Here is a 17,913-nt window from a genome sequence, read left to right as displayed (position 1 = left end):
GCCACGTTGTCGGGGAAAGCGGTCCGATTCCCAGCAGCACGGGGGTCGGCTCACAGGGTCCTCTCAGGACCGCTCCCTAGGTTGAGGAAGGCCAGAGCACTTGTTCAAGCGCCACACGACCCAGCAGGGGGCAGCCGTGGACCACTCCAGCGGCACCGAGAGCGACGAGCGGGACCTGATGGTGCCCACCTGGGACGAGGTCGTCGAGCAGCACTCCGACCGCGTCTTCCGCCTGGCCTACCGACTGACCGGCAACCGCCCCGACGCCGAGGACCTGACGCAGGAGGTCTTCGTCCGGGTCTTCCGCTCGCTGGACTCCTACACGCCCGGCACCTTCGAGGGCTGGCTGCACCGCATCACCACCAACCTCTTCCTCGACGGAGCCCGCCGCAAGCAGCGGATCCGCTTCGACGCCCTCTCCGACGAGCGTGCCGCCCGGCTGCAGAGCGCCTCGCCCGCACCCGACGCGGCGTACGCCGACCAGACGTTCGACGACGACATCGAGAGCGCCCTGGCGACCCTGCCGCCCGACTTCCGTGCCGCGGTCGTGCTGTGCGACGTCGAGGGCCTCACCTACGAGGAGATCGCGGAGATCATGGACGCCAAGCTCGGCACCGTGCGCTCGCGCATCCACCGCGGCCGCGCCATGCTGCGTCGGGCGCTCGCGCACCGCGCGCCGGTCGAGGGGCGCCAGCGGTACGCCGGCCCGGTCCTGGCCGACGAGGGGGTCGCCCGGTGAGCCACCTCGGACCCCGGGTGAGTGCCCTGCTCGACGGCCACCTGCCGCCCGCGGAGGAGGAACGTCTCTGGGAGCACGTCCACGCCTGCCACCCCTGCCGTGACCTCGTCGAGCGCGAGGGGTGGGTGAAGACCCAGCTGGCCGGGCTGTCCCTGGACCCCGGGGCCGCCCCTGCCGGGCTCAAGGACTCGCTGATGTGTCCGACGTCCGCGCTGCGTGCCGGCACGTTCCCGACCTCGTTGCCCACCGGACGGTCCCGGCACCGCGGGCTGGCGATGATCGGCGGCGGTGCTGCCGGTGCCGCCGTCGTCGGACTGCTCGCCCTCGGGGCGGCCGGCTCCCCCCAGGTCGAGCGCCGGGCCCCCGTCGGCGACCTCAACCGCCCCGTCACCTCGTCCAACGTGGACCCGCAGAGCCGCCCCGCACGGCGTACACGCACCCCGGCCCCGAGCCGGGCCGCGGCCTCCCCGTCCGCCGGCGTGACCACCAGCAGCGGTGCCGGGCAGACCTCCGGCCAGACCCTCACGGTGCGGCACCTGCTCGACGAGATGGCCGCCCGGGGGACAATGGCTCCGTGAGCGACCAGGAGCACCCCGACCACGACCACCCCGAGCGGCCCGCGCAGCACGACCCGCTGCCCGGGCACGCCGACGGGGACGTGGGGGAGCCGACGCAGCCGATCCCGGGGTGGACCCCGCCCTCGGAGCCCACGCCGCAGCCGCCCGCCCCGGCCCCTGTGCAGCCATCGGCCGCGCCCTTCGGCCCGCCGGCCGCCGGCGACCCCGGGGCGCAGCAGCCGGGGGAGCAGGGCCCGCCGTTGTCCCCGATCCCACAGCAGTCCTGGGGCCCCGGCGGCCCCTCCGTCCCGCCCGAGCGCCCGTTCGGCGGGTTCTTCGCCGGCGAGGGCCCCACGACACCCATGCCGCTCTCGCCCCGTGACGAGCCGCGTCGGGTCTCGCGCTGGCTGTGGCCCGTCGTGGCGATGCTCGCGCTGGTCGTCGGACTCCTCGGCGGCTTCCTCGGCGCCCTGGGCTACGACCGCCTCGGCGACGAGACCGGGCGCTACGGCGGGGGACTCGACGCGGTCGAGACCCAGGACGCGGCTCCGCTCGAGGCCGACAACGGCTCGGTCCCGGCCGTCGCCCAGGCCCTCCTGCCCAGCACCGTGCAGATCATCGCCGCCTTCGACGGTGAGGCCGGGGGCGCGACCGGGTCGGGCTTCGTGCTCGACCGCCAGGGCCACATCGTCACCAACAACCACGTGGTCGCCTCCGCCGCCCAGGACGACGGGGCGATCCTGGTCGTCGACGCCGAGGGCACCCGCCACGAGGCCACCGTCGTGGGCCGCAGCCCCGTCTACGACCTCGCCATCCTCCAGATCGACCCGGTCGAGGCGCTCGAGCCGGCCGCGCTCGGCGCGTCCACCGTGCTCCACGTGGGCGACCCCGTGGTCGCGTTCGGCTCGCCGCTGGGGCTGAGCCAGACCGTCACCTCGGGCATCGTCAGCGCGCTCAACCGGCCGGTGACGACCGGCGACTCCGACAACGAGTCGTCCTACATCAACGCGGTCCAGACCGACGCCGCGATCAACCCGGGCAACTCGGGCGGGCCGCTGGTCAACCTGGCCGGCGAGGTCGTGGGCGTCAACTCCGCCATCGCCACCACCGGTGGCAGCCTCACCGGGGAGACCTCGGGCAACATCGGCGTCGGCTTCGCCATCCCGATCGAGCAGGTGCGCACGACCGCCGACCAGATCCTGGCCACCGGCGAGGCTCGCTACCCCGTCATCGGGGCTCAGGTGCGCACCGGTGGCAACGACTCGGACGGAGCCCTCATCACCGAGGTCAACGAGGGCACCCCTGCCCAGGACGCCGGGCTGCTCAAGGACGACCTGGTCACCCGCGTCGAGGGTGAGCCGGTGACCGACGGGATCGCCCTGATCGTGGCCATCCGCACCCACCAGCCCGGCGAGACCATCGAGTTCACCGTCCAGCGCGACGGTGAGGAGCGCACCGTCGAGGTCACTCTCGACGGCGAGGTCGGCTGATCAGTCCTCGCTGCGGCCGGCGTCGCTCTCCACGAACGGGTGGTCGGAGACGAACGTCTTGGTCTCGGCGTACATCCGCTCGATGAACTTCTCCAGCTCGGCGCCCTCGACACGCCACTGCCCGCGACCGCCGATCTTGATGGCGGGCAGGTCTCCCCGGCGCACCAGCGCGTAGACCTGGGCGCTGGAGGTGTTGAGCACCTCGGCCACGTCGGCCAGGGTGAGGAAGCGGGGGGAGTCGGGCATGGCGCCCATCGTGCCAAACTCCGCGACCGGGGGAGCACGACGCCCCGGTGCCTGTGGACGACATCGGCCCCACGGAACCGTCCTGTGGATGAGCAGGTGTGCGGACGCGTCCGCGTGGACATGATGCGTTCCGTGTCTCGGACCCATGCTGCTCCCGACGTGCCCACCGCCGCCCGCGCCAAGCCGCCCGGGTGGCGCGATCCCCGGCTGTGGGTGGGCGTCGCCCTCGTCGCCGTGTCCGTGGTCGCGGGTGCCCGCCTCCTCGGCGGCGCGGACGACTCGGTGACGGTCTGGTCGGCCGCCACGGACCTGGCTCCGGGGGACCGGCTCGGCGCCGACGACCTCGTCGCCACCTCGGTGCGCTTCGAGGAGCCGGCCGACCTGGACCGCTACCTCGCCACGGACGGCCCCCTCCCCGACGACCTGCAGCTCGTCCGCGGCCTCGGCGCCGGCGAGCTCGTCCCGGCGGCGGCACTGGGCTCGGCGGAGGAGAGCGACACCGTGAGCCTGTCGCTGTCGTTCCCCACCGAGCTGGTGCCGAGCGGGATCGAGACCGGTTCGGTCGTCGAGCTGTGGGTGGTCCCCGGTGACGACGCCCGTCGCACCGAGCTCGCCGGGCCCGTGCTGGACGACGTCGTCGTCATGGACGCCCCGAGTGCCGCCGAGGCCCTCGGCTCCGTCGCCGTCGGCCGCCAGCTGGTGCTCGGGATCCCGCGGGACGAGTCGCAGGCCCTGGCCGAGCTCCTCGCGGCGAGCGAGGAGCAGCGCGTGCGGGTCCTCGGGCGGGGCTGACCCGTGATCTGCGTGCTGATGATGGCCTCGGGGGCCGCGTGGGAGTCCGCGGCGCTCGCCCGCCTCGACGGGCAGAGCGGGGTGGTCGTGCTCAAGAGGTGCGTCGACGTCGACGACCTGCTCGCCACGGCGACCAGCGGTCAGGCCGACGTCGCGGTGGTGGGCCTGGAGTCACCGGGACTCGATCCCGCCGCCGTCGCACACCTGCGCCGGTACGCCGTCCGCCCGGTCGCCGTCGTGTCCCGCACCGACGACCCCGACGTGCTCTCCCGCGCGCAGCGCGTCGACGTCCGCGCGCTGGTCGCCTTCGACGACCCCGAGGGCCTGGTCGAGGCGGTCACCACGATCGAGGACGCGGAGGACACCCGGGTCCGCGCCGAGCCCGACGCCGGGCCCGGTGCGCCCGTCGTACCCGACGCGGATGCCGGCGCGGACCGCCGGCTCGTCGTCGTGTGGGGCCCGGGGGGCGCCCCCGGGCGCACCACCACCGCGGTCACCGTCGCCTCCGAGCTGGCCCGGCGCGGGCGCGACACCGTCCTGGTCGACGGCGATCCGTACGGCGGGGGCGTCGCCCAGCAGCTCGGCATCCTCGACGAGGTCTCCGGGATCCTCTCGGCCGCCCGGCTGGCGGGCTCGGCCCACCTCGCCGAGCGCTTCGACTCGACGTGCCGCGGCGTCGGGGACCACCTGCGCGTCGTGACCGGGCTGCCCCGGGCAGACCGGTGGATCGAGGTGCGCGGCCCCGCGATGGAGCAGGTCCTCGGGAGTGCGCTGGAGCGCGGCGACGTCGTCGTCGACACGGGCTTCAGCCTCGAGGACGAGCCCGGGCAGGACTTCGGGTCCCGTCCGTCGCGCAACACGATGACGCTCGCCGCCCTCGACCTCGCCGACGAGGTGGTGGTGGTCGGCGCGGCCGACCCCGTGGGGCTGTCGCGGCTGGCGCGGGGTCTCGTGGAGCTGCGCGACCGCACCGGGGGAGCGCCGGTCCGGGTCGTGGTCAACCGCATGCGCCCGACGCTCGGCTGGTCGGAGCGGGAGATCGCCGGGATGGTCGAGGGATTCACCCGGGTCCTGGGGCTGCACTTCCTGCCGGAGGACCGCGCGGCCGTCGACCGTGCCCTCGTGGCCGGCCGAGCGCTGGGCGAGGTCGGGGAGTCGGCCCTGCTGCGGGGGATCGCGGGAGTGGTGGACGCCACGTTCCCCGCCTCGGTGACCGTCCAGGGCGCCGGCCGACGGGCGTCGAGAGGGCGTTGGCGGCGGGCCCCGAGGGGCCGGAGGGACTAGTCCGAAGGGGTGATCCTTTCTCAAGGATCTGACAAGAGCGCGTCAAGGGGTTTTACTGGGCGTCCCCCCCGTATCAACCCCCATTTGGAGTACTCCCATGCAGAGTATCCTCGCGCGCTCCGGCGCGTCCGTCAGTTTGCTCGTTTGCCTCGGCCTCGCAGCGGGACCCGCCATGGGTGCCCAGATGACGGCCTCGAGGGCAGCGGACCAGCTCAACGGCTCCGGCCGCCCCGAGACGATCAAGGCCCTGTCCGGCAACGACCGGGTCAGCTCGAAGGGCGGCAAGGACACCGTCTACGCCGGTCCCGACGACGACTGGGTCGACGGCGGCTCCGGCAACGACAAGTTGTGGGGCCAGGACGACCACGACACCGTGCTCGGCGGCGGCGGTCGCGACCTGCTCATGGGTGGCACCGGCAACGACGCCCTCGACGGCGGCGACGGCGACGACATGGTCGTCGGCGGCCCCGGCAACGACGCTCTCGTCGGCCAGGCCGGCGACGACAAGCTCCAGGGCCAGGGCGGCGACGACTCGCTGCAGGGCCTCTCCGGGGCCGACTGGCTGGTCGGCGCCGCGGGCAACGACAGCATCGACGGCGGCACCGAGGGCGACCGCGTCGACGGCGGCACCGGCAACGACACGATCCTCGGCGGTGACGGCAACGACCGCATCGACGGCAACGGCGACAACGACGCGATCGACGGCGGCACGGGCGACGACCAGCTCGCGGGCGCCTCGGGCGACGACGTGATCTCCGGCTCGGACGGCGCCGAGAACATCAACGGCGGACCCGGCAACGACGTCCTCGACGGCGGCCTCGGCGACGACGGGATCGCCGTCGACCGGTCGAAGAACAAGAGCACCGGCGGGAAGACCCCGGAGATCAACGGCGGCCCCGGCAACGACGTGATCCGCGGTGGCGACGGTCGCGACAAGCTCATCGGCGGACCCGACAACGACGTCGTCGACGGCGGTCCCGGTGACGACCACTCCCTGACGGGAGGCCCCGGCGACGACGTGCTCATCGACGGCGACGGCAACGACCGCTACATCAAGGGCGACGAGGGCAACGACACCATCTTCGTCGGTCCCGGTCAGGACTCGGTCTTCAGCGAGCAGGGCAGCGACACCATCTACCTGTACGACGACGGTGTGTGGGACGAGTTCTACTGCGACGACTACGACGACATCGGCACCCCGCGCGAGGGCAAGAGCGACCGCGTGATCTACGTGGGCCGCGTCGACCCGCTCGACAAGATCCGCGCCGACCGGGAGACCTGCGAGTCGATCACCGTGATCAACTACCTCCCCGCCGGCTGGCCCTACGGGCCGGTCGCCGGCGCGGGTGCGCGCCAGGCCGCGACCACGCAGTCCGCCGACCCGACGCGCGCGGCGTACGCCGACGCGCGCCTGGCCTGGCTGGGCTGAGCACCGAGAAACGTCCCGGGTGGGGAACGGGATCGGCGTCGGCTCCGTGCCGACGGCCGGTCTCGTTCCCCGGGGCGGGACTCCTCAGGCGGCGAACAGCAGGTAGAGCCCGCCCACGGTGAAGAACACCATCGCCAGGAGCAGCGGGAGCTGGCCCGTGAGCTGGTGCCGGCGCGGGAGCAGCGCGATGGCGCGGTCGTGCGCCGCGATGACGCCGAGCACGTGGCCGGCCACCACCGCGCCGACCTTGAGCCGGGCCAGGAAGTCCGGGTGGAACGAGAGCCAGTAGTTCACCGAGAGGTCGGCGGTGCCGAGGTAGTCGTCACCGCGGCTGAACGGGTCGCTCAGCTGCACCAGGGTCGTCTGGCCGTACTCGACGAGGTAGGTCAGGTAGTGGGCGATGATGTAGCCCACGATGATCGGCACGATCGAGTGCGCGAAGAGGTCGGGCAGCGTCGAGCGCCGCGTGCCGGGCGCCACCCCGGTCGCCATGCAGCCGACCGCGAAGATCACGCCGACGCCCACGCAGAAGGCCAGCAGCGCCAGGTTGTCGATCAGCCCCGAGGGGATGCTCGTCGTCTGCACGAACCGGACCCACGGGCTGGCCTCCTTGAAGGAGTCGTACGCCGTGCTGCCGAACAGCACCGCCACGACGCCGACGAGCCCGGGAGCGACCGGGACGGTGGCGAGGTTGGCCAGCGGGCTGCGCAGGACCAGGCGCCCGTCGCGGTGGCCCCAGACCGACAGCCTGGCCACCAGCGAGGAGTAGACCTCGAAGGGGTCCGCGCGCTCGAAGAAGCGGTTGCCGAAGAGCGCGCCGCCGATGAGCATGATGCCGAGGTAGACCGCGCACCAGAGCCGGACCGGACCGATCTCGGTGGAGTGCGGGTAGACGAGCTCCAGCCACACGAACGCGAACAGGCCGACGGCGGCCGGCCAGTAGCCGAGGCGCGCGGGGTAGGCGTACATCCCCTCCTCGGGGTCGCTGCCCGAGATGCGGGCCAGCGCGGCGTTGATCGTGCGGCTGGGGCTGATCGCCTTCCAGACCGGTCCCAGGAGGACCGACAGCGGGACGATGCCGACCCACAGCAGGACGTAGAAGACCCCGAGGAACGGGTTCACCAGCGTGTCCTGGCCGAAGACGGCCGCGGCGGCGACGTACAGGAAGGCGACGAGGCCGAGGACGCGCAGGCCGACCCGCCACGGGGTGGAGGAGGTCAGCCGGTCGAGCCAGGCGGGAGCCGGACGGCCGCTGGCGCCCGCGTCGTCGTACCGCGGGGTGCGCCAGGCGAGGGCCAGCACGGTGAAGGAGACCACCAGCGCCGCGACGGCGCCGGCGATCGCGAGCTCGAGGGGGATCGGCAGGTCCTTGGCCCCGCCGATGCCGTGGGCGAGCAGGTCACGGCCCCCGGGATCGGTCCCGGGCTCCAGCAGCGCCACCTCAGCGGACTTCGAGCTGGACGATCGTGAGCTCGAGGTCGTGGGACTCGACCTCGACGACGCCGGGTTGGTCGATCGTCAGGGGCAGGGTGGTGGTGCCCGCCTCGTAGGCGAGCTCCTGCTCCGGGGTGGAGTGCACGTGGATCTCGCCGGGCTGGTCGGCGGTGACGACAAGGTCGATCTCCTGGCCCATCGGTACGGCGACGCGCTCGCCGTTGGGGGTGACGGTGTCGCCCTCGAAGGTGATCTCGATGCTCGGGGTGTCCGCCTCCGGGCTGCCCGAGTCGCTGGGCGTGCCGCTGCTCGTCGACTCCGAGGGCGTCGACGAGCTGGTGCTGGCGCCGGACTCCGGCTCGGTGGCGTCGTCGTCGCTGCACCCCGTGACGCCCAGCGTCACCAGCAGCAGGGTCGTGGCCAGCGGGGCGAGCCGCGTCGCGCGCATGTGTTCCTCCAGCGAGTGGGTCTGACGGGTCCGTCCCCGTCCCTGCGTTGGACTCCCACCGCCAGGGGTGGGAGCCTCTGCCAGAATCCCACGCGGAGCAACACCGTCGGCGTCGGGGCCTTCCCGCGGGCCTCCAGAAGTGTCCGACACCACGACGAAGGGGCGCACATGACCGAGCGGCTGCGGCCGCGGGACCTGGCCTTGCTGGCCACCGAGTCCCCGTCGACACCCATGCACAACGCCACGGTCGAGATCTTCGATCCCGGCGACTCCGGCTTCGACCACGCCCGCCTGGTCGAGCTCATCGCCGACCGGATCGCCTTCGTGCCCCGCTACCGCCAGCGGCTGCAGACCGTCCCCGGCCGGCTCGCCAACCCCGTGTGGGTCGACGACCCCGACTTCGAGATCGGCTACCACGTACGCCGCTCCGCCCTGCCGCGCCCCGGTGACCACCGCCAGCTCCGCGAGCTGGTGGCGAGGATCGCCTCGCGCCCGCTCGATCGCACCCGACCGCTGTGGGAGATCTACTTCGTCGAGGGCCTCGAGGGCGGCCGGGTCGCCGTCCTGACCAAGAGTCACCAGATCCTCGTCGACGGGCGCGAGACCGTGGACATCGGCCAGGTGCTGCTCGACACCTCCGCGGAGGCGCGGGACCTCGGCCACGACGAGTGGCGTCCGCGGGGTCGACCCACCGCGCTGGGCCTGGCTCTCGACGCGCTCAGCGACAGCGTGGAGCACCCCATGACGGCCGTCCAGACGGTGCGGGCCAACGCCCAGTCGGCCACGCGCGGGGTCACCGCCCTCGCCCACCGCGTGGGTGGCGTCGCCGGCGCGCTCGCCGGCCGGAGCCCGGTCCACGGCAGCCCGATCAACCGTCCGCTGTCGCAGCAGCGCCGCTACCTCGCGATCCCCACCGAGCTCGAGGTCTACAAGCGCATCCGCACGGTGCACGGCGGCACGATCAACGACGTGGTCCTGGCCACCATCGCGGGCGCCCTGCGCGGGTGGCTGATGACCCGCACCGAGTCGATGGCCGGCGTCCGCACCATCCGGGCCATGGTCCCGATGTCGGTGATCGACGACGACCTCGAGGCCACGTCGCTGGGCACCCAGGTCGCCGGCCACCTGGTCAACCTGCCGATCAGCGAGGCCTCGGCGGTGGTGCGCCTGCACCAGGTGAGCTACAGCTTCCAGGCCCACAAGGAGACCGGCCGGGCCGTCTCCGCCCGCCGCCTGGCGGGCATCGCGGGCTTCGCGCCGACGACGTTCCACGCCCTCGGCTCCCGGGTCGCGGCCGAGGAGGCCCGTCGGGGCTTCCACCTGTCGGTCACCAACGTCCCGGGCCCGCAGTTCCCGCTGTACGCCGCCGGCGCGGAGATGCTCGAGACGTACCCGGTCCAGCCGCTGCTCCCCGAGCACACGCTGGCCGTCGGCGTCACGTCGTACAACGGGGGCGTCTTCTACGGGATCACCGCCGACCGCGACGCGGTGCCGGACGTCGACACCCTGGGCCAGTGCCTCCTGGAGTCCCTCGACGAGCTCGCCGAGTCGGCCAGCGGCGCCCGCAAGCGGGCCCCGCGCGGACGGCGTACGGGGGAGGGGTCGTGAGCGTGCGCACCTACCTGCCCACCACGCTGGACGAGCTGGCGCGCTTCCACACCGAGGGGACCGTGCCGGTCGGCGCGGACCCCATCACGGCCGAGGACGAGTCCGAGGAGGCCGAGTACGCCGCGCTGATGACCGCCGCGGACGCCTCCGCCGCGCTGCTGGACGGTCCTGGGCGGCGGGTCGTCCTGGTCGCCGAGGTCCCGGACGGCGCCCTGTCGGTGCCGGTGCGGCTGGTCGCCTCGGTGCACGTCGACACCGCGGACGACGCCGACCCCGACGACGACCTCGCGTGGTACGCCACCCAGGAGATTCCGGACCTGATCGCGGGTCGCTAGGGTCGGCCCCATGGACGCGATCACTTCTCCTCCGGCTCCGGTCAACGAGCCGAACCTCACCTACGCCCCGCACAGCCCCGAGCGCGCCGCGCTGAAGGTGGAGCTGGCCCGGCTGGAGGGCAAGCAGCACACCCTGCGGGCCCACATCAACGGCCGCAGGCGCAACGGCGGCGGCGCGGAGATCAAGGTCGTCCAGCCCCACGACCACCAGCACGTGCTGGGCACCTTCAAGAACACCACGGCCAAGGACGCCGAGGCGGCCGTGAAGGCCGCGGCGGCCGCGGCCCCGGAGTGGCAGGCGATGTCGTTCGACGACCGCGCCGCGATCATCCTCAAGGCGGCCGACCTGCTCGCCGGCCCGTGGCGCCAGCGCCTCAACGCCGCGACGATGCTGGGCCAGTCCAAGACCGCGTTCCAGGCCGAGATCGACGCGGCGTGCGAGCTCATCGACTTCTGGCGCTTCAACGTCCACTACGCCCGCGAGATCCTCACCGACCAGCCGATCGCCAACAGCCCCGGCATCTGGAACCGCACCGACCACCGCCCGCTCGAGGGCTTCGTCTACGCGATCACGCCCTTCAACTTCACCGCGATCGCGGGCAACCTGCCGACCGCGCCGGCCCTGATGGGCAACACGGTGATCTGGAAGCCGTCGCCGACCCAGCAGCTGGCCGCGTCGCTGACCATGGAGCTCCTGGAGGAGGCCGGGATGCCGCCCGGCGTCATCAACATGCTCCCCGGTGACGGCCTCGAGGTCTCGAAGGTCGCGCTGACCCACCCGGACCTGGCCGCCATCCACTTCACCGGCTCGACGCCGACCTTCCAGCACCTGTGGCAGACGGTGGGGACCAACATCTCCGGCTACCGCGCCTACCCGCGCATCGTGGGCGAGACCGGCGGCAAGGACTTCGTGGTCGCGCACCCGTCCGCCGACCCCGACGTCACCCGCGTGGCGCTGCTGCGTGGTGCCTTCGAGTACCAGGGCCAGAAGTGCTCGGCGGCGTCGCGTGCGTACGTCGCGCGGTCCGTGTGGGACAAGATCAAGGACCAGCTGGTCGCCGACACCGAGGGCCTCTCGATGGGCGACGTCACCGACTTCAGCCACTTCATGGGCGCGGTGATCGACGAGCGCGCCTTCGCCAAGCACAAGAAGGCGATCGCGCGGGTGCGGGCCAACAAGCACCTCACACTGCTGGCCGGCGGCCAGACCGACGACTCGGTGGGGTACTTCGTGCGCCCGACGATCGTGGTCTCCACCGACCCGACGGACCAGATGTTCTCCGAGGAGTACTTCGGCCCGATCCTGGCCGTCCACGTGTACGAGGACGACCGCTTCGAGCAGGTCGTGGCCCAGATGGAGTCGTTCGCGCCGTACGCCCTGACCGGGGCGATCATCGCCCAGGACCGCTCCGCGGTGGCGTGGGCCCGCCAGGCGCTGCGCTTCGCGGCCGGCAACTTCTACATCAACGACAAGCCGACCGGCGCGGTCGTGGGGCAGCAGCCCTTCGGCGGTGGCCGCGCGTCGGGCACCAACGACAAGGCCGGCGCCGCGGTCAACCTGCTGCGCTGGACGTCGCCGCGGTCCATCAAGGAGACCTTCGTGCCCCCGAAGGACCACCGGTACCCGTACATGGACGTGGAGTGACCAGCACTCCGTGACCCCGTTCCATCCCGTGACGTCGCTCCACATGGGGTCGCTGCACCCCTACGAGCAGGCGCTCACGCTGCTGCTCGCGTTCGGTCCGTTCGTGCTCCTCGCGGTGGTCGTCTGGTGGCGCCGCCGTGAGGAGGACGACTGACCGGGCAGTTCCTGACGGCTGGACACGGTCGACCGGGCACTTCCTGACCGCTGGACACGGTCGACCGGGCACTTCCTGACCGCTGGACGCGGTCGACCGGGCGCTTCCTGACCGCTGAGGTGTCAGAAAGTGCCCGGTCGGCGGGTGTGAGGTGTCAGGAAGCGCCCGGTCGGCGGGTGTGAAGTGTCAGGAAGGGCCCGGTCGGCGAGTGTGAGGTGTCAGGAAGTGCCCGCTCAGCGGGCCAGCCACTCCTGACCGACCTCGTGCTCCTTGGCGAGCGCCTTCTCGATCATGTCGGCGACGAGCTTCTCGATCTTGCCGCCGACGAGCGGGATGGAGACCTTGACGGAGAGGTCGACGACCTCGACCGTGCCGGCGCCGGCGGGGGTGAGCCGCACGGTGCCGGTGATGTCGCCGGGCTTGCCCGGGATCGCCAGGTGCAGGTCCGCCGCGGTGTCGCTGCCCCAGCGCTCGGTCTGGACGATGACGATCTCGTCGCCGACGAACTTCTGCGCGAACCCCGGGAGGCCGGCGGCCGACTGCACCTGCTCGACGACGACCGTGCTGCCGTCCACGGAGGCGGAGCCACGCAGGACGTGCTGGCGCTCGAGCACCTCCTCGCGGAACGCGGGATCGGCCAGCATGGCAGCGACGGCGTCCGGCGTCGCGTCGTACGCGAGCTCCTTGCGCAGTGACGTGGCCATCAGCGGTTGGTTCCGAGGTGAGAGAGCAACATGCGCACATCATGGCGGACCCGCCCCGATGCGTCACCGGGGGATGTCTGGCGGGCGAGACACGCAGGTGCCACCCCGTGTTGTCCCTGTCACAGCCGGGTCCTAGGGTCGGATCGTGCTCACCACGCTCGAGGACGACAAGGCCGAACTGCTCACCCGGGCCGCCGACGCGGCGCGTCACTCGAAGGGCACCGGAGGACCCGACCACGACCAGGTCGAGGACCTCCTGATCGCCTACTACCGGCACGTCGCCGTCGAGGACCTCGTCGAACGCAGCCCCGAGGACCTGTACGGCGCTCTGGCGTCGCACCACCGGCTCGCGCAGACGCGGCCGCAGGGCACCTCCGCCGTCCGGGTCGTCACGCCCGGCCTCGCCGAGTCGGGCTGGTCGGCGGACGGGCACTCGGTCGTCGAGGTCGTCACCGACGACATGCCGTTCCTCGTGGACTCGGTGACCATGGAGCTGGCCCGGCTGGGCCACAACGTGCACGTGGTCATCCACCCGCAGTTCGAGGTCACCCGTGACATCACCGGTGTCCTGCAGACGGTGGGGGCCATCGAGGAGGGCGTGGTCGAGGAGTCGGCGCCCGATGCCCTCGACGAGTCGTGGATGCACGTGGAGATCGACCGGGTGGTCGACGAGGCCGACGTCCGCGAGATCGAGGAGTGTGTGCAGCGCGTGCTGCGCGACGTCCGCGAGTCGGTCGAGGACTGGGAGAAGATGCGCGACCGGGCGCTGGCGGTGGTCGACGAGCTCGTCGCCGACCCGCCGCCCCTGGACCCGGCCGAGGTGAGCGAGGGCGCGGAGTTCGTCCGGTGGCTGGCCGACGACCACTTCACGTTCCTCGGCTACCGCGAGTACCGCCTCGAGGCGGAGGGCGAGGACCTGGCGCTGCGCGCGGTGCCCGGCACCGGCCTCGGCATCCTGCGCGCCGACCAGGACATGTCCGACTCCTTCGGCAAGCTGCCGGCCCTGGTACGCGAGAAGGCCCGCGAGAAGACCCTGCTGGTGCTGGCCAAGGCCAACTCCCGGGCCACCGTGCACCGGCCGGTCTACCTCGACTACGTCGGCGTCAAGACGTTCGACGCACAGGGCGAGGTCGTCGGCGAGCAGCGCTTCCTGGGACTCTTCTCCAGCGCGGCGTACACCGAGTCGGTCAGCCGGATCCCGCTGCTGCGCGACAAGGTGCGCACGGTGATGCAGCAGGTCGGGTTCGACACGCGCAGCCACGCCGGCAAGGCGCTGATGGACACCCTCGAGAACTACCCCCGCGACGAGCTGTTCCACACCCCGGCCGACGAGCTCGCGCCCACCGCGCAGTCGGTCATGTACGCCCGGGAGCGCCGCCAGCTGCGGCTCTTCGTGCGCCGCGACACCTACGGCCGCTACGTCTCGGTGCTCGTCTACCTGCCCCGTGACCGCTACAACACCACCGTCCGCGAGCGGTTCAGCCACATCCTCAAGGACCGTCTCGGCGGCGACAACGTCGAGTTCACCGCCCGGGTCAACGAGGCGACCAGCGCCCGCGTCCACTTCGTCGTCCACCCGCGCAAGGGCGAGACCGTGCCCGACGTCGACGTCGCCGACCTCGAGCGCCGGATGATCGAGGCCTCCCGCTCGTGGCGTGACGACTTCGTCGCCGCCGTCGTGACCGAGTACGGCGAGGAACGCGGTTCGCGCCTGGCCCGCCGGTGGGCGGGTGCCTTCCCCGAGGCCTACAAGGAGGACTTCAACCCCCGCCAGGCCGCCGCCGACCTCGGCCGGATCGAGTCCATCGAGGGCGCCGAGGGCATCGACCTCGCGCTCTTCGAGCAGGTCGACGCCGGACGTGGCGAGGCCCGCCTCAAGGTCTTCCGCGTCGGTGCCCCGCTGTCGCTGAGCGGGGTGCTGCCGATGCTGTCCTCGATGGGCGTCGAGGTCGTCGACGAGCGCCCCTACTCCCTCGAGGGTCTCGGTCGTGAGTCCTACGTCTACGAGTTCGGGTTGCGCTACGGGCGACAGCTGCCCGCCACCGCCCGGGACCTCTTCTCGGACGCGCTGCGCGCCGTGTGGGAGGGCCGCAACGAGACCGACGGCTTCAACGCGCTGGTGCTGGGCGCCGGGCTCACGTGGCGGCAGGCCACCGTGCTGCGGGCCTACGCGAAGTACATGCGCCAGGGCAACACCCCGTTCGCCCTCGACTACATCGAGGGCGCGCTGGCCAACAACGTGGACATCACCCGGCTGCTGGTCCAGCTGTTCGAGGCCCGCTTCGAGCCCGCGGACGGAGCGCTCGCCGACGACGAGGCCCGCACCGCGCGGGTCGAGAAGGTGGAGGAGCGGCTGGCCGGCGCCCTCGACGACGTGGTCAGCCTCGACCACGACCGCATCCTGCGCTCCTACCGGACCCACATCCGCGCGACGCTGCGCACCAACTACTTCCAGACCGGTCCCGACGGCCAGCTGCACCCCTACATGAGCTTCAAGCTCGAGCCGTCGTCGATCCCCGAGCTGCCCGAGCCGCGGCCCAAGTTCGAGATCTTCGTCTACTCCCCACGCGTGGAGGGCGTGCACCTGCGCTTCGGTGCGGTCGCCCGCGGCGGCCTGCGCTGGTCCGACCGTCGTGACGACTTCCGCACGGAGGTCCTCGGCCTGGTCAAGGCGCAGATGGTCAAGAACACCGTGATCGTTCCCGTGGGAGCCAAGGGCGGGTTCTTCTGCAAGCAGCTGCCCGACTCCTCCAACCGGGACGCGTGGCTCGCCGAGGGCGTCGCCTGCTACACGACCTTCATCTCCGGCCTCCTCGACATCACCGACAACCTCGTCGAGGGGGAGACGGTGCCGCCCGCCGGCGTGGTGCGCCACGACGGCGACGACTCCTACCTGGTGGTTGCCGCCGACAAGGGGACCGCGACGTTCTCCGACATCGCCAACGGCGTGGCCAAGGACTACGGCTTCTGGCTGGGCGACGCGTTCGCCTCCGGTGGCTCGGTCGGCTACGACCACAAGGCCATGGGCATCACCGCCCGGGGCGCCTGGGTCTCGGTGCAGCGCCACTTCCGCGAGCGTGGCATCGACTGCCAGGCGGAGGACTTCACCGCGGTCGGCATCGGCGACATGTCCGGCGACGTCTTCGGCAACGGCATGCTCTGCTCCGAGCACACCCGCCTCGTGGCGGCCTTCGACCACCGCGACATCTTCCTCGACCCTGATCCCGACGCCGCGGCGTCGTACGCCGAGCGCCAGCGCCTCTTCGCGCTGCCGCGCTCCAGCTGGCAGGACTACGACAAGGACCTCGTCTCCGAGGGCGGCGGCGTGTGGTCGCGCTCGCTCAAGTCGATCCCGGTCCACCAGGCCGTACGCCGCGCGCTCGGCCTCGCCGACGACGTCACCGCCCTGACCCCGGCCGAGCTGATGCGCGCGATCCTGCTCGCGCCCGTCGACCTGCTCTGGAACGGCGGCATCGGCACCTACGTGAAGTCCTCGGAGGAGACCCACGCCGACGCGGGCGACAAGGCCAACGACGCCATCCGGGTCAACGGCGAGGACCTGCGCGCCAAGTGCGTGGGGGAGGGCGGCAACCTCGGCCTGACCCAGCTCGGTCGCATCGAGTACGCCCGGCTCGGCGCCGAGCGCGAGGGTGGCCGCATCAACACCGACTTCATCGACAACTCCGCCGGCGTGGACACCTCCGACCACGAGGTCAACATCAAGGTGCTGCTCGACAAGGTGGTCGCCGACGGCGACATGACCGAGAAGCAGCGCAACGTGCTGCTGGCCGAGATGACCGACGAGGTCGCCGAGCTGGTGCTGCGCGACAACTACGAGCAGAACCTCGCGCTGGCCAACGCCAGCGCCCACTCGGCCGGGCTCCTGCACGTGCACGAGGACTGGATGAAGCAGCTCGAGCAGCGCGGGGTCCTCAACCGCGACCTCGAGGGCCTGCCCAGCTCGCGGCAGGTGCGCCGGCGCCTCGATCGGGGCCAGGCGCTGTCGGTGCCGGAGCTCTCGGTGCTGCTGGCCTGGACCAAGATCGTGCTGGCCGACGAGCTGCTGGCCTCCGACCTGCCGGACGACCCCTACCTGCGCGACGACCTGCTGGCCTACTTCCCGCAGCGGATGCACGCCGACCACGTGGCCGCGATGGAGCAGCACCCGCTGCGCCGCCAGATCATCGTGACCCAGGTCGTCAACGACCTCGTCAACGGCGCCGGCATGACCTTCTGGCCGCGGCTGGCGGGGGAGACCGGCGCCTCGCCGGCGGACCTGACCCGGGCCAACTTCGTGGCCCGCGAGATCTTCGGCTCGCTGCCCCTGCGGCAGGAGATCGCGTCGTACGACAACGTGGTCCCCGCCGAGCGGCAGACCCGGATGCGCATCGAGATGCGGACCCTGGTCGAGCGGGCGTCGCGCTGGCTGGTCAACAACCGCCGGCCCCCGTTGGACTCGGAGGGGACCGTCGAGTTCTTCCGCGAGCGGGTCCAGGCCGTGATGGCCGAGCTGCCCGGCATCATGAGCGGGCGCGAGGCGGACGGCTTCGGGGCCCGCCGTGACCGGCTCACCAGCCAGGGCGTCCCCGAGGACCTGGCCACGCGCGTCGCGGTGCTGTCCCCGGCGTACGCGCTGCTCGGCATCGTGGAGACCGCCGAGGAGCAGTCGCTCGAGCCGGCCCAGGTGGCGCGGGTGCACTTCGCGCTGGGCGAGCGGCTCGGGCTGCCCGCGCTGGTCGACCGGATCTTCGCGCTGCCGCGCGAGGACAAGTGGCAGACCATGGCGCGCGCGACGCTGCGCGACGACCTGTACGCCGTCCACCAGCAGCTCACCGCGGCCGTCCTGTCCACCACCGACGCCGACGACTCTGCGGTCGGCCGGGTGGCCGAGTGGGAGGACGGCGACGCCGAGCTGGTCGGGCGTGCGGCCCACACCCTGGACCAGATCTGCCGCGACGAGGCGGACCTGGCGCGGCTCTCGGTGGGCCTGCGGGTGGTGCGCTCGCTGCTGACCCGCTGACACCTCCTCGAGGAATCTCCGGGCCCGG

At 72.3% G+C, this 17,913-nt stretch carries 15 protein-coding genes; 11 read left to right on the top strand and 4 right to left on the bottom strand.

Translation table 11 applies throughout. The features are described from left to right. Positions 1 to 178 precede the first annotated feature (178 nt). The 3 genes from sigE to ASG94_RS04585 are packed head-to-tail and all read left to right on the top strand — an operon-like array spanning position 179 to position 2,786. Entirely contained in the window at positions 179 to 739 is a 561-nt protein-coding gene (sigE, locus tag ASG94_RS04595; RefSeq protein ID WP_235537217.1) for an RNA polymerase sigma factor SigE, read from the top strand. Next, on the top strand, positions 736 to 1,317 hold the full coding sequence (locus tag ASG94_RS04590) for an anti-sigma factor family protein (RefSeq protein WP_056925188.1): 582 nt from the start codon (positions 736 to 738) through the stop codon (positions 1,315 to 1,317). Before sigE ends, ASG94_RS04590 begins: the two co-directional genes overlap by 4 nt. Beyond that, entirely contained in the window at positions 1,314 to 2,786 is a 1,473-nt protein-coding gene (locus ASG94_RS04585; protein ID WP_082623923.1) for a trypsin-like peptidase domain-containing protein, read from the top strand. Before ASG94_RS04590 ends, ASG94_RS04585 begins: the two co-directional genes overlap by 4 nt. Here the strand turns inward: ASG94_RS04585 and ASG94_RS04580 are convergent, their stop codons facing one another. Then, entirely contained in the window at positions 2,787 to 3,032 is a 246-nt protein-coding gene (locus ASG94_RS04580) for a helix-turn-helix domain-containing protein (RefSeq protein ID WP_056925187.1), read from the bottom strand. It lies immediately after the preceding gene. A gap of 132 nt (positions 3,033 to 3,164) precedes the next feature. Between ASG94_RS04580 and ASG94_RS04575 the strand changes: the two genes are divergently transcribed. The 3 genes from ASG94_RS04575 to ASG94_RS04565 all read left to right on the top strand — a co-directional run bounded on the left by ASG94_RS04575 (position 3,165) and on the right by ASG94_RS04565 (position 6,537). Next, entirely contained in the window at positions 3,165 to 3,824 is a 660-nt protein-coding gene (locus tag ASG94_RS04575) for a hypothetical protein (RefSeq protein ID WP_156411419.1), read from the top strand. 3 nt (positions 3,825 to 3,827) lie between these two features. After that, positions 3,828 to 5,108 carry an AAA family ATPase gene (locus tag ASG94_RS04570; protein ID WP_056925185.1) on the top strand — a complete coding sequence of 427 codons (1,281 nt, stop codon included), beginning with the start codon at positions 3,828 to 3,830 and terminating at the stop codon, positions 5,106 to 5,108. A 184-nt stretch (positions 5,109 to 5,292) separates the two neighbouring features. Then, on the top strand, positions 5,293 to 6,537 hold the full coding sequence (locus tag ASG94_RS04565; RefSeq protein ID WP_162260784.1) for a calcium-binding protein: 1,245 nt from the start codon (positions 5,293 to 5,295) through the stop codon (positions 6,535 to 6,537). A gap of 84 nt (positions 6,538 to 6,621) precedes the next feature. Here the strand turns inward: ASG94_RS04565 and ASG94_RS04560 are convergent, their stop codons facing one another. Both ASG94_RS04560 and ASG94_RS04555 read right to left on the bottom strand, forming a co-directional pair. Next, positions 6,622 to 7,977: a hypothetical protein gene (locus tag ASG94_RS04560; RefSeq protein ID WP_235537128.1), complete on the bottom strand. Its 1,356-nt coding sequence runs from the start codon at positions 7,975 to 7,977 to the stop codon at positions 6,622 to 6,624. Position 7,978: 1 nt separating this feature from the next. Continuing rightward, positions 7,979 to 8,419: a hypothetical protein gene (locus ASG94_RS04555; RefSeq protein ID WP_156411418.1), complete on the bottom strand. Its 441-nt coding sequence runs from the start codon at positions 8,417 to 8,419 to the stop codon at positions 7,979 to 7,981. 168 nt (positions 8,420 to 8,587) lie between these two features. On the opposite strand from ASG94_RS04555, the gene ASG94_RS04550 reads away from it, so the two are divergent. From ASG94_RS04550 to ASG94_RS21605, 4 genes are read left to right on the top strand one after another with little or no spacing between them, the layout of a single operon-like run. Beyond that, positions 8,588 to 10,027: a WS/DGAT/MGAT family O-acyltransferase gene (locus tag ASG94_RS04550; protein WP_056925183.1), complete on the top strand. Its 1,440-nt coding sequence runs from the start codon at positions 8,588 to 8,590 to the stop codon at positions 10,025 to 10,027. Then, the gene (locus tag ASG94_RS04545; protein ID WP_056925182.1) at positions 10,024 to 10,362 is read left to right on the top strand and encodes a DUF6912 family protein; all 339 of its coding nucleotides are present in this window, start codon (positions 10,024 to 10,026) and stop codon (positions 10,360 to 10,362) included. Before ASG94_RS04550 ends, ASG94_RS04545 begins: the two co-directional genes overlap by 4 nt. A gap of 10 nt (positions 10,363 to 10,372) precedes the next feature. Then, the gene (pruA, locus tag ASG94_RS04540) at positions 10,373 to 12,007 is read left to right on the top strand and encodes an L-glutamate gamma-semialdehyde dehydrogenase (protein WP_056925181.1); all 1,635 of its coding nucleotides are present in this window, start codon (positions 10,373 to 10,375) and stop codon (positions 12,005 to 12,007) included. Between the two features lie 10 nt (positions 12,008 to 12,017). Beyond that, positions 12,018 to 12,161, top strand: a complete 144-nt coding sequence (locus ASG94_RS21605; protein ID WP_156411417.1) for a hypothetical protein — start codon at positions 12,018 to 12,020, stop codon at positions 12,159 to 12,161. A 233-nt stretch (positions 12,162 to 12,394) separates the two neighbouring features. Here ASG94_RS21605 and ASG94_RS04535 read toward each other — a convergent pair whose 3' ends face one another. After that, positions 12,395 to 12,865 carry a DUF2505 domain-containing protein gene (locus ASG94_RS04535; RefSeq protein WP_056925180.1) on the bottom strand — a complete coding sequence of 157 codons (471 nt, stop codon included), beginning with the start codon at positions 12,863 to 12,865 and terminating at the stop codon, positions 12,395 to 12,397. A 145-nt stretch (positions 12,866 to 13,010) separates the two neighbouring features. Between ASG94_RS04535 and ASG94_RS04530 the strand changes: the two genes are divergently transcribed. Further along, entirely contained in the window at positions 13,011 to 17,885 is a 4,875-nt protein-coding gene (locus ASG94_RS04530) for an NAD-glutamate dehydrogenase (RefSeq protein ID WP_056925179.1), read from the top strand. Positions 17,886 to 17,913 lie beyond the last annotated feature (28 nt).

The organism is Nocardioides sp. Soil805, assembly GCF_001429625.1.
Taxonomy (GTDB): Bacteria; Actinomycetota; Actinomycetes; order Propionibacteriales; family Nocardioidaceae; genus Nocardioides.
Note: the sequence above shows the minus strand (reverse complement) of the source record. Positions and strands in the feature narration are given on the sequence as shown.

Excerpts from the sequence above, each read along its gene's own strand:
- sigE (WP_235537217.1), top strand. The coding sequence starts at position 179 with ATGGTGCCCACCTGGGACGAGGTCGTCGAGCAGCACTCCGACCGCGTC.
- ASG94_RS04580 (WP_056925187.1), bottom strand. The coding sequence starts at position 3,032 with ATGCCCGACTCCCCCCGCTTCCTCACCCTGGCCGACGTGGCCGAGGTG.
- ASG94_RS04565 (WP_162260784.1), top strand. The coding sequence starts at position 5,293 with ATGACGGCCTCGAGGGCAGCGGACCAGCTCAACGGCTCCGGCCGCCCC.
- ASG94_RS04555 (WP_156411418.1), bottom strand. The coding sequence starts at position 8,419 with ATGCGCGCGACGCGGCTCGCCCCGCTGGCCACGACCCTGCTGCTGGTG.
- ASG94_RS04550 (WP_056925183.1), top strand. The coding sequence starts at position 8,588 with ATGACCGAGCGGCTGCGGCCGCGGGACCTGGCCTTGCTGGCCACCGAG.
- pruA (WP_056925181.1), top strand. The coding sequence starts at position 10,373 with ATGGACGCGATCACTTCTCCTCCGGCTCCGGTCAACGAGCCGAACCTC.
- ASG94_RS04535 (WP_056925180.1), bottom strand. The coding sequence starts at position 12,865 with ATGGCCACGTCACTGCGCAAGGAGCTCGCGTACGACGCGACGCCGGAC.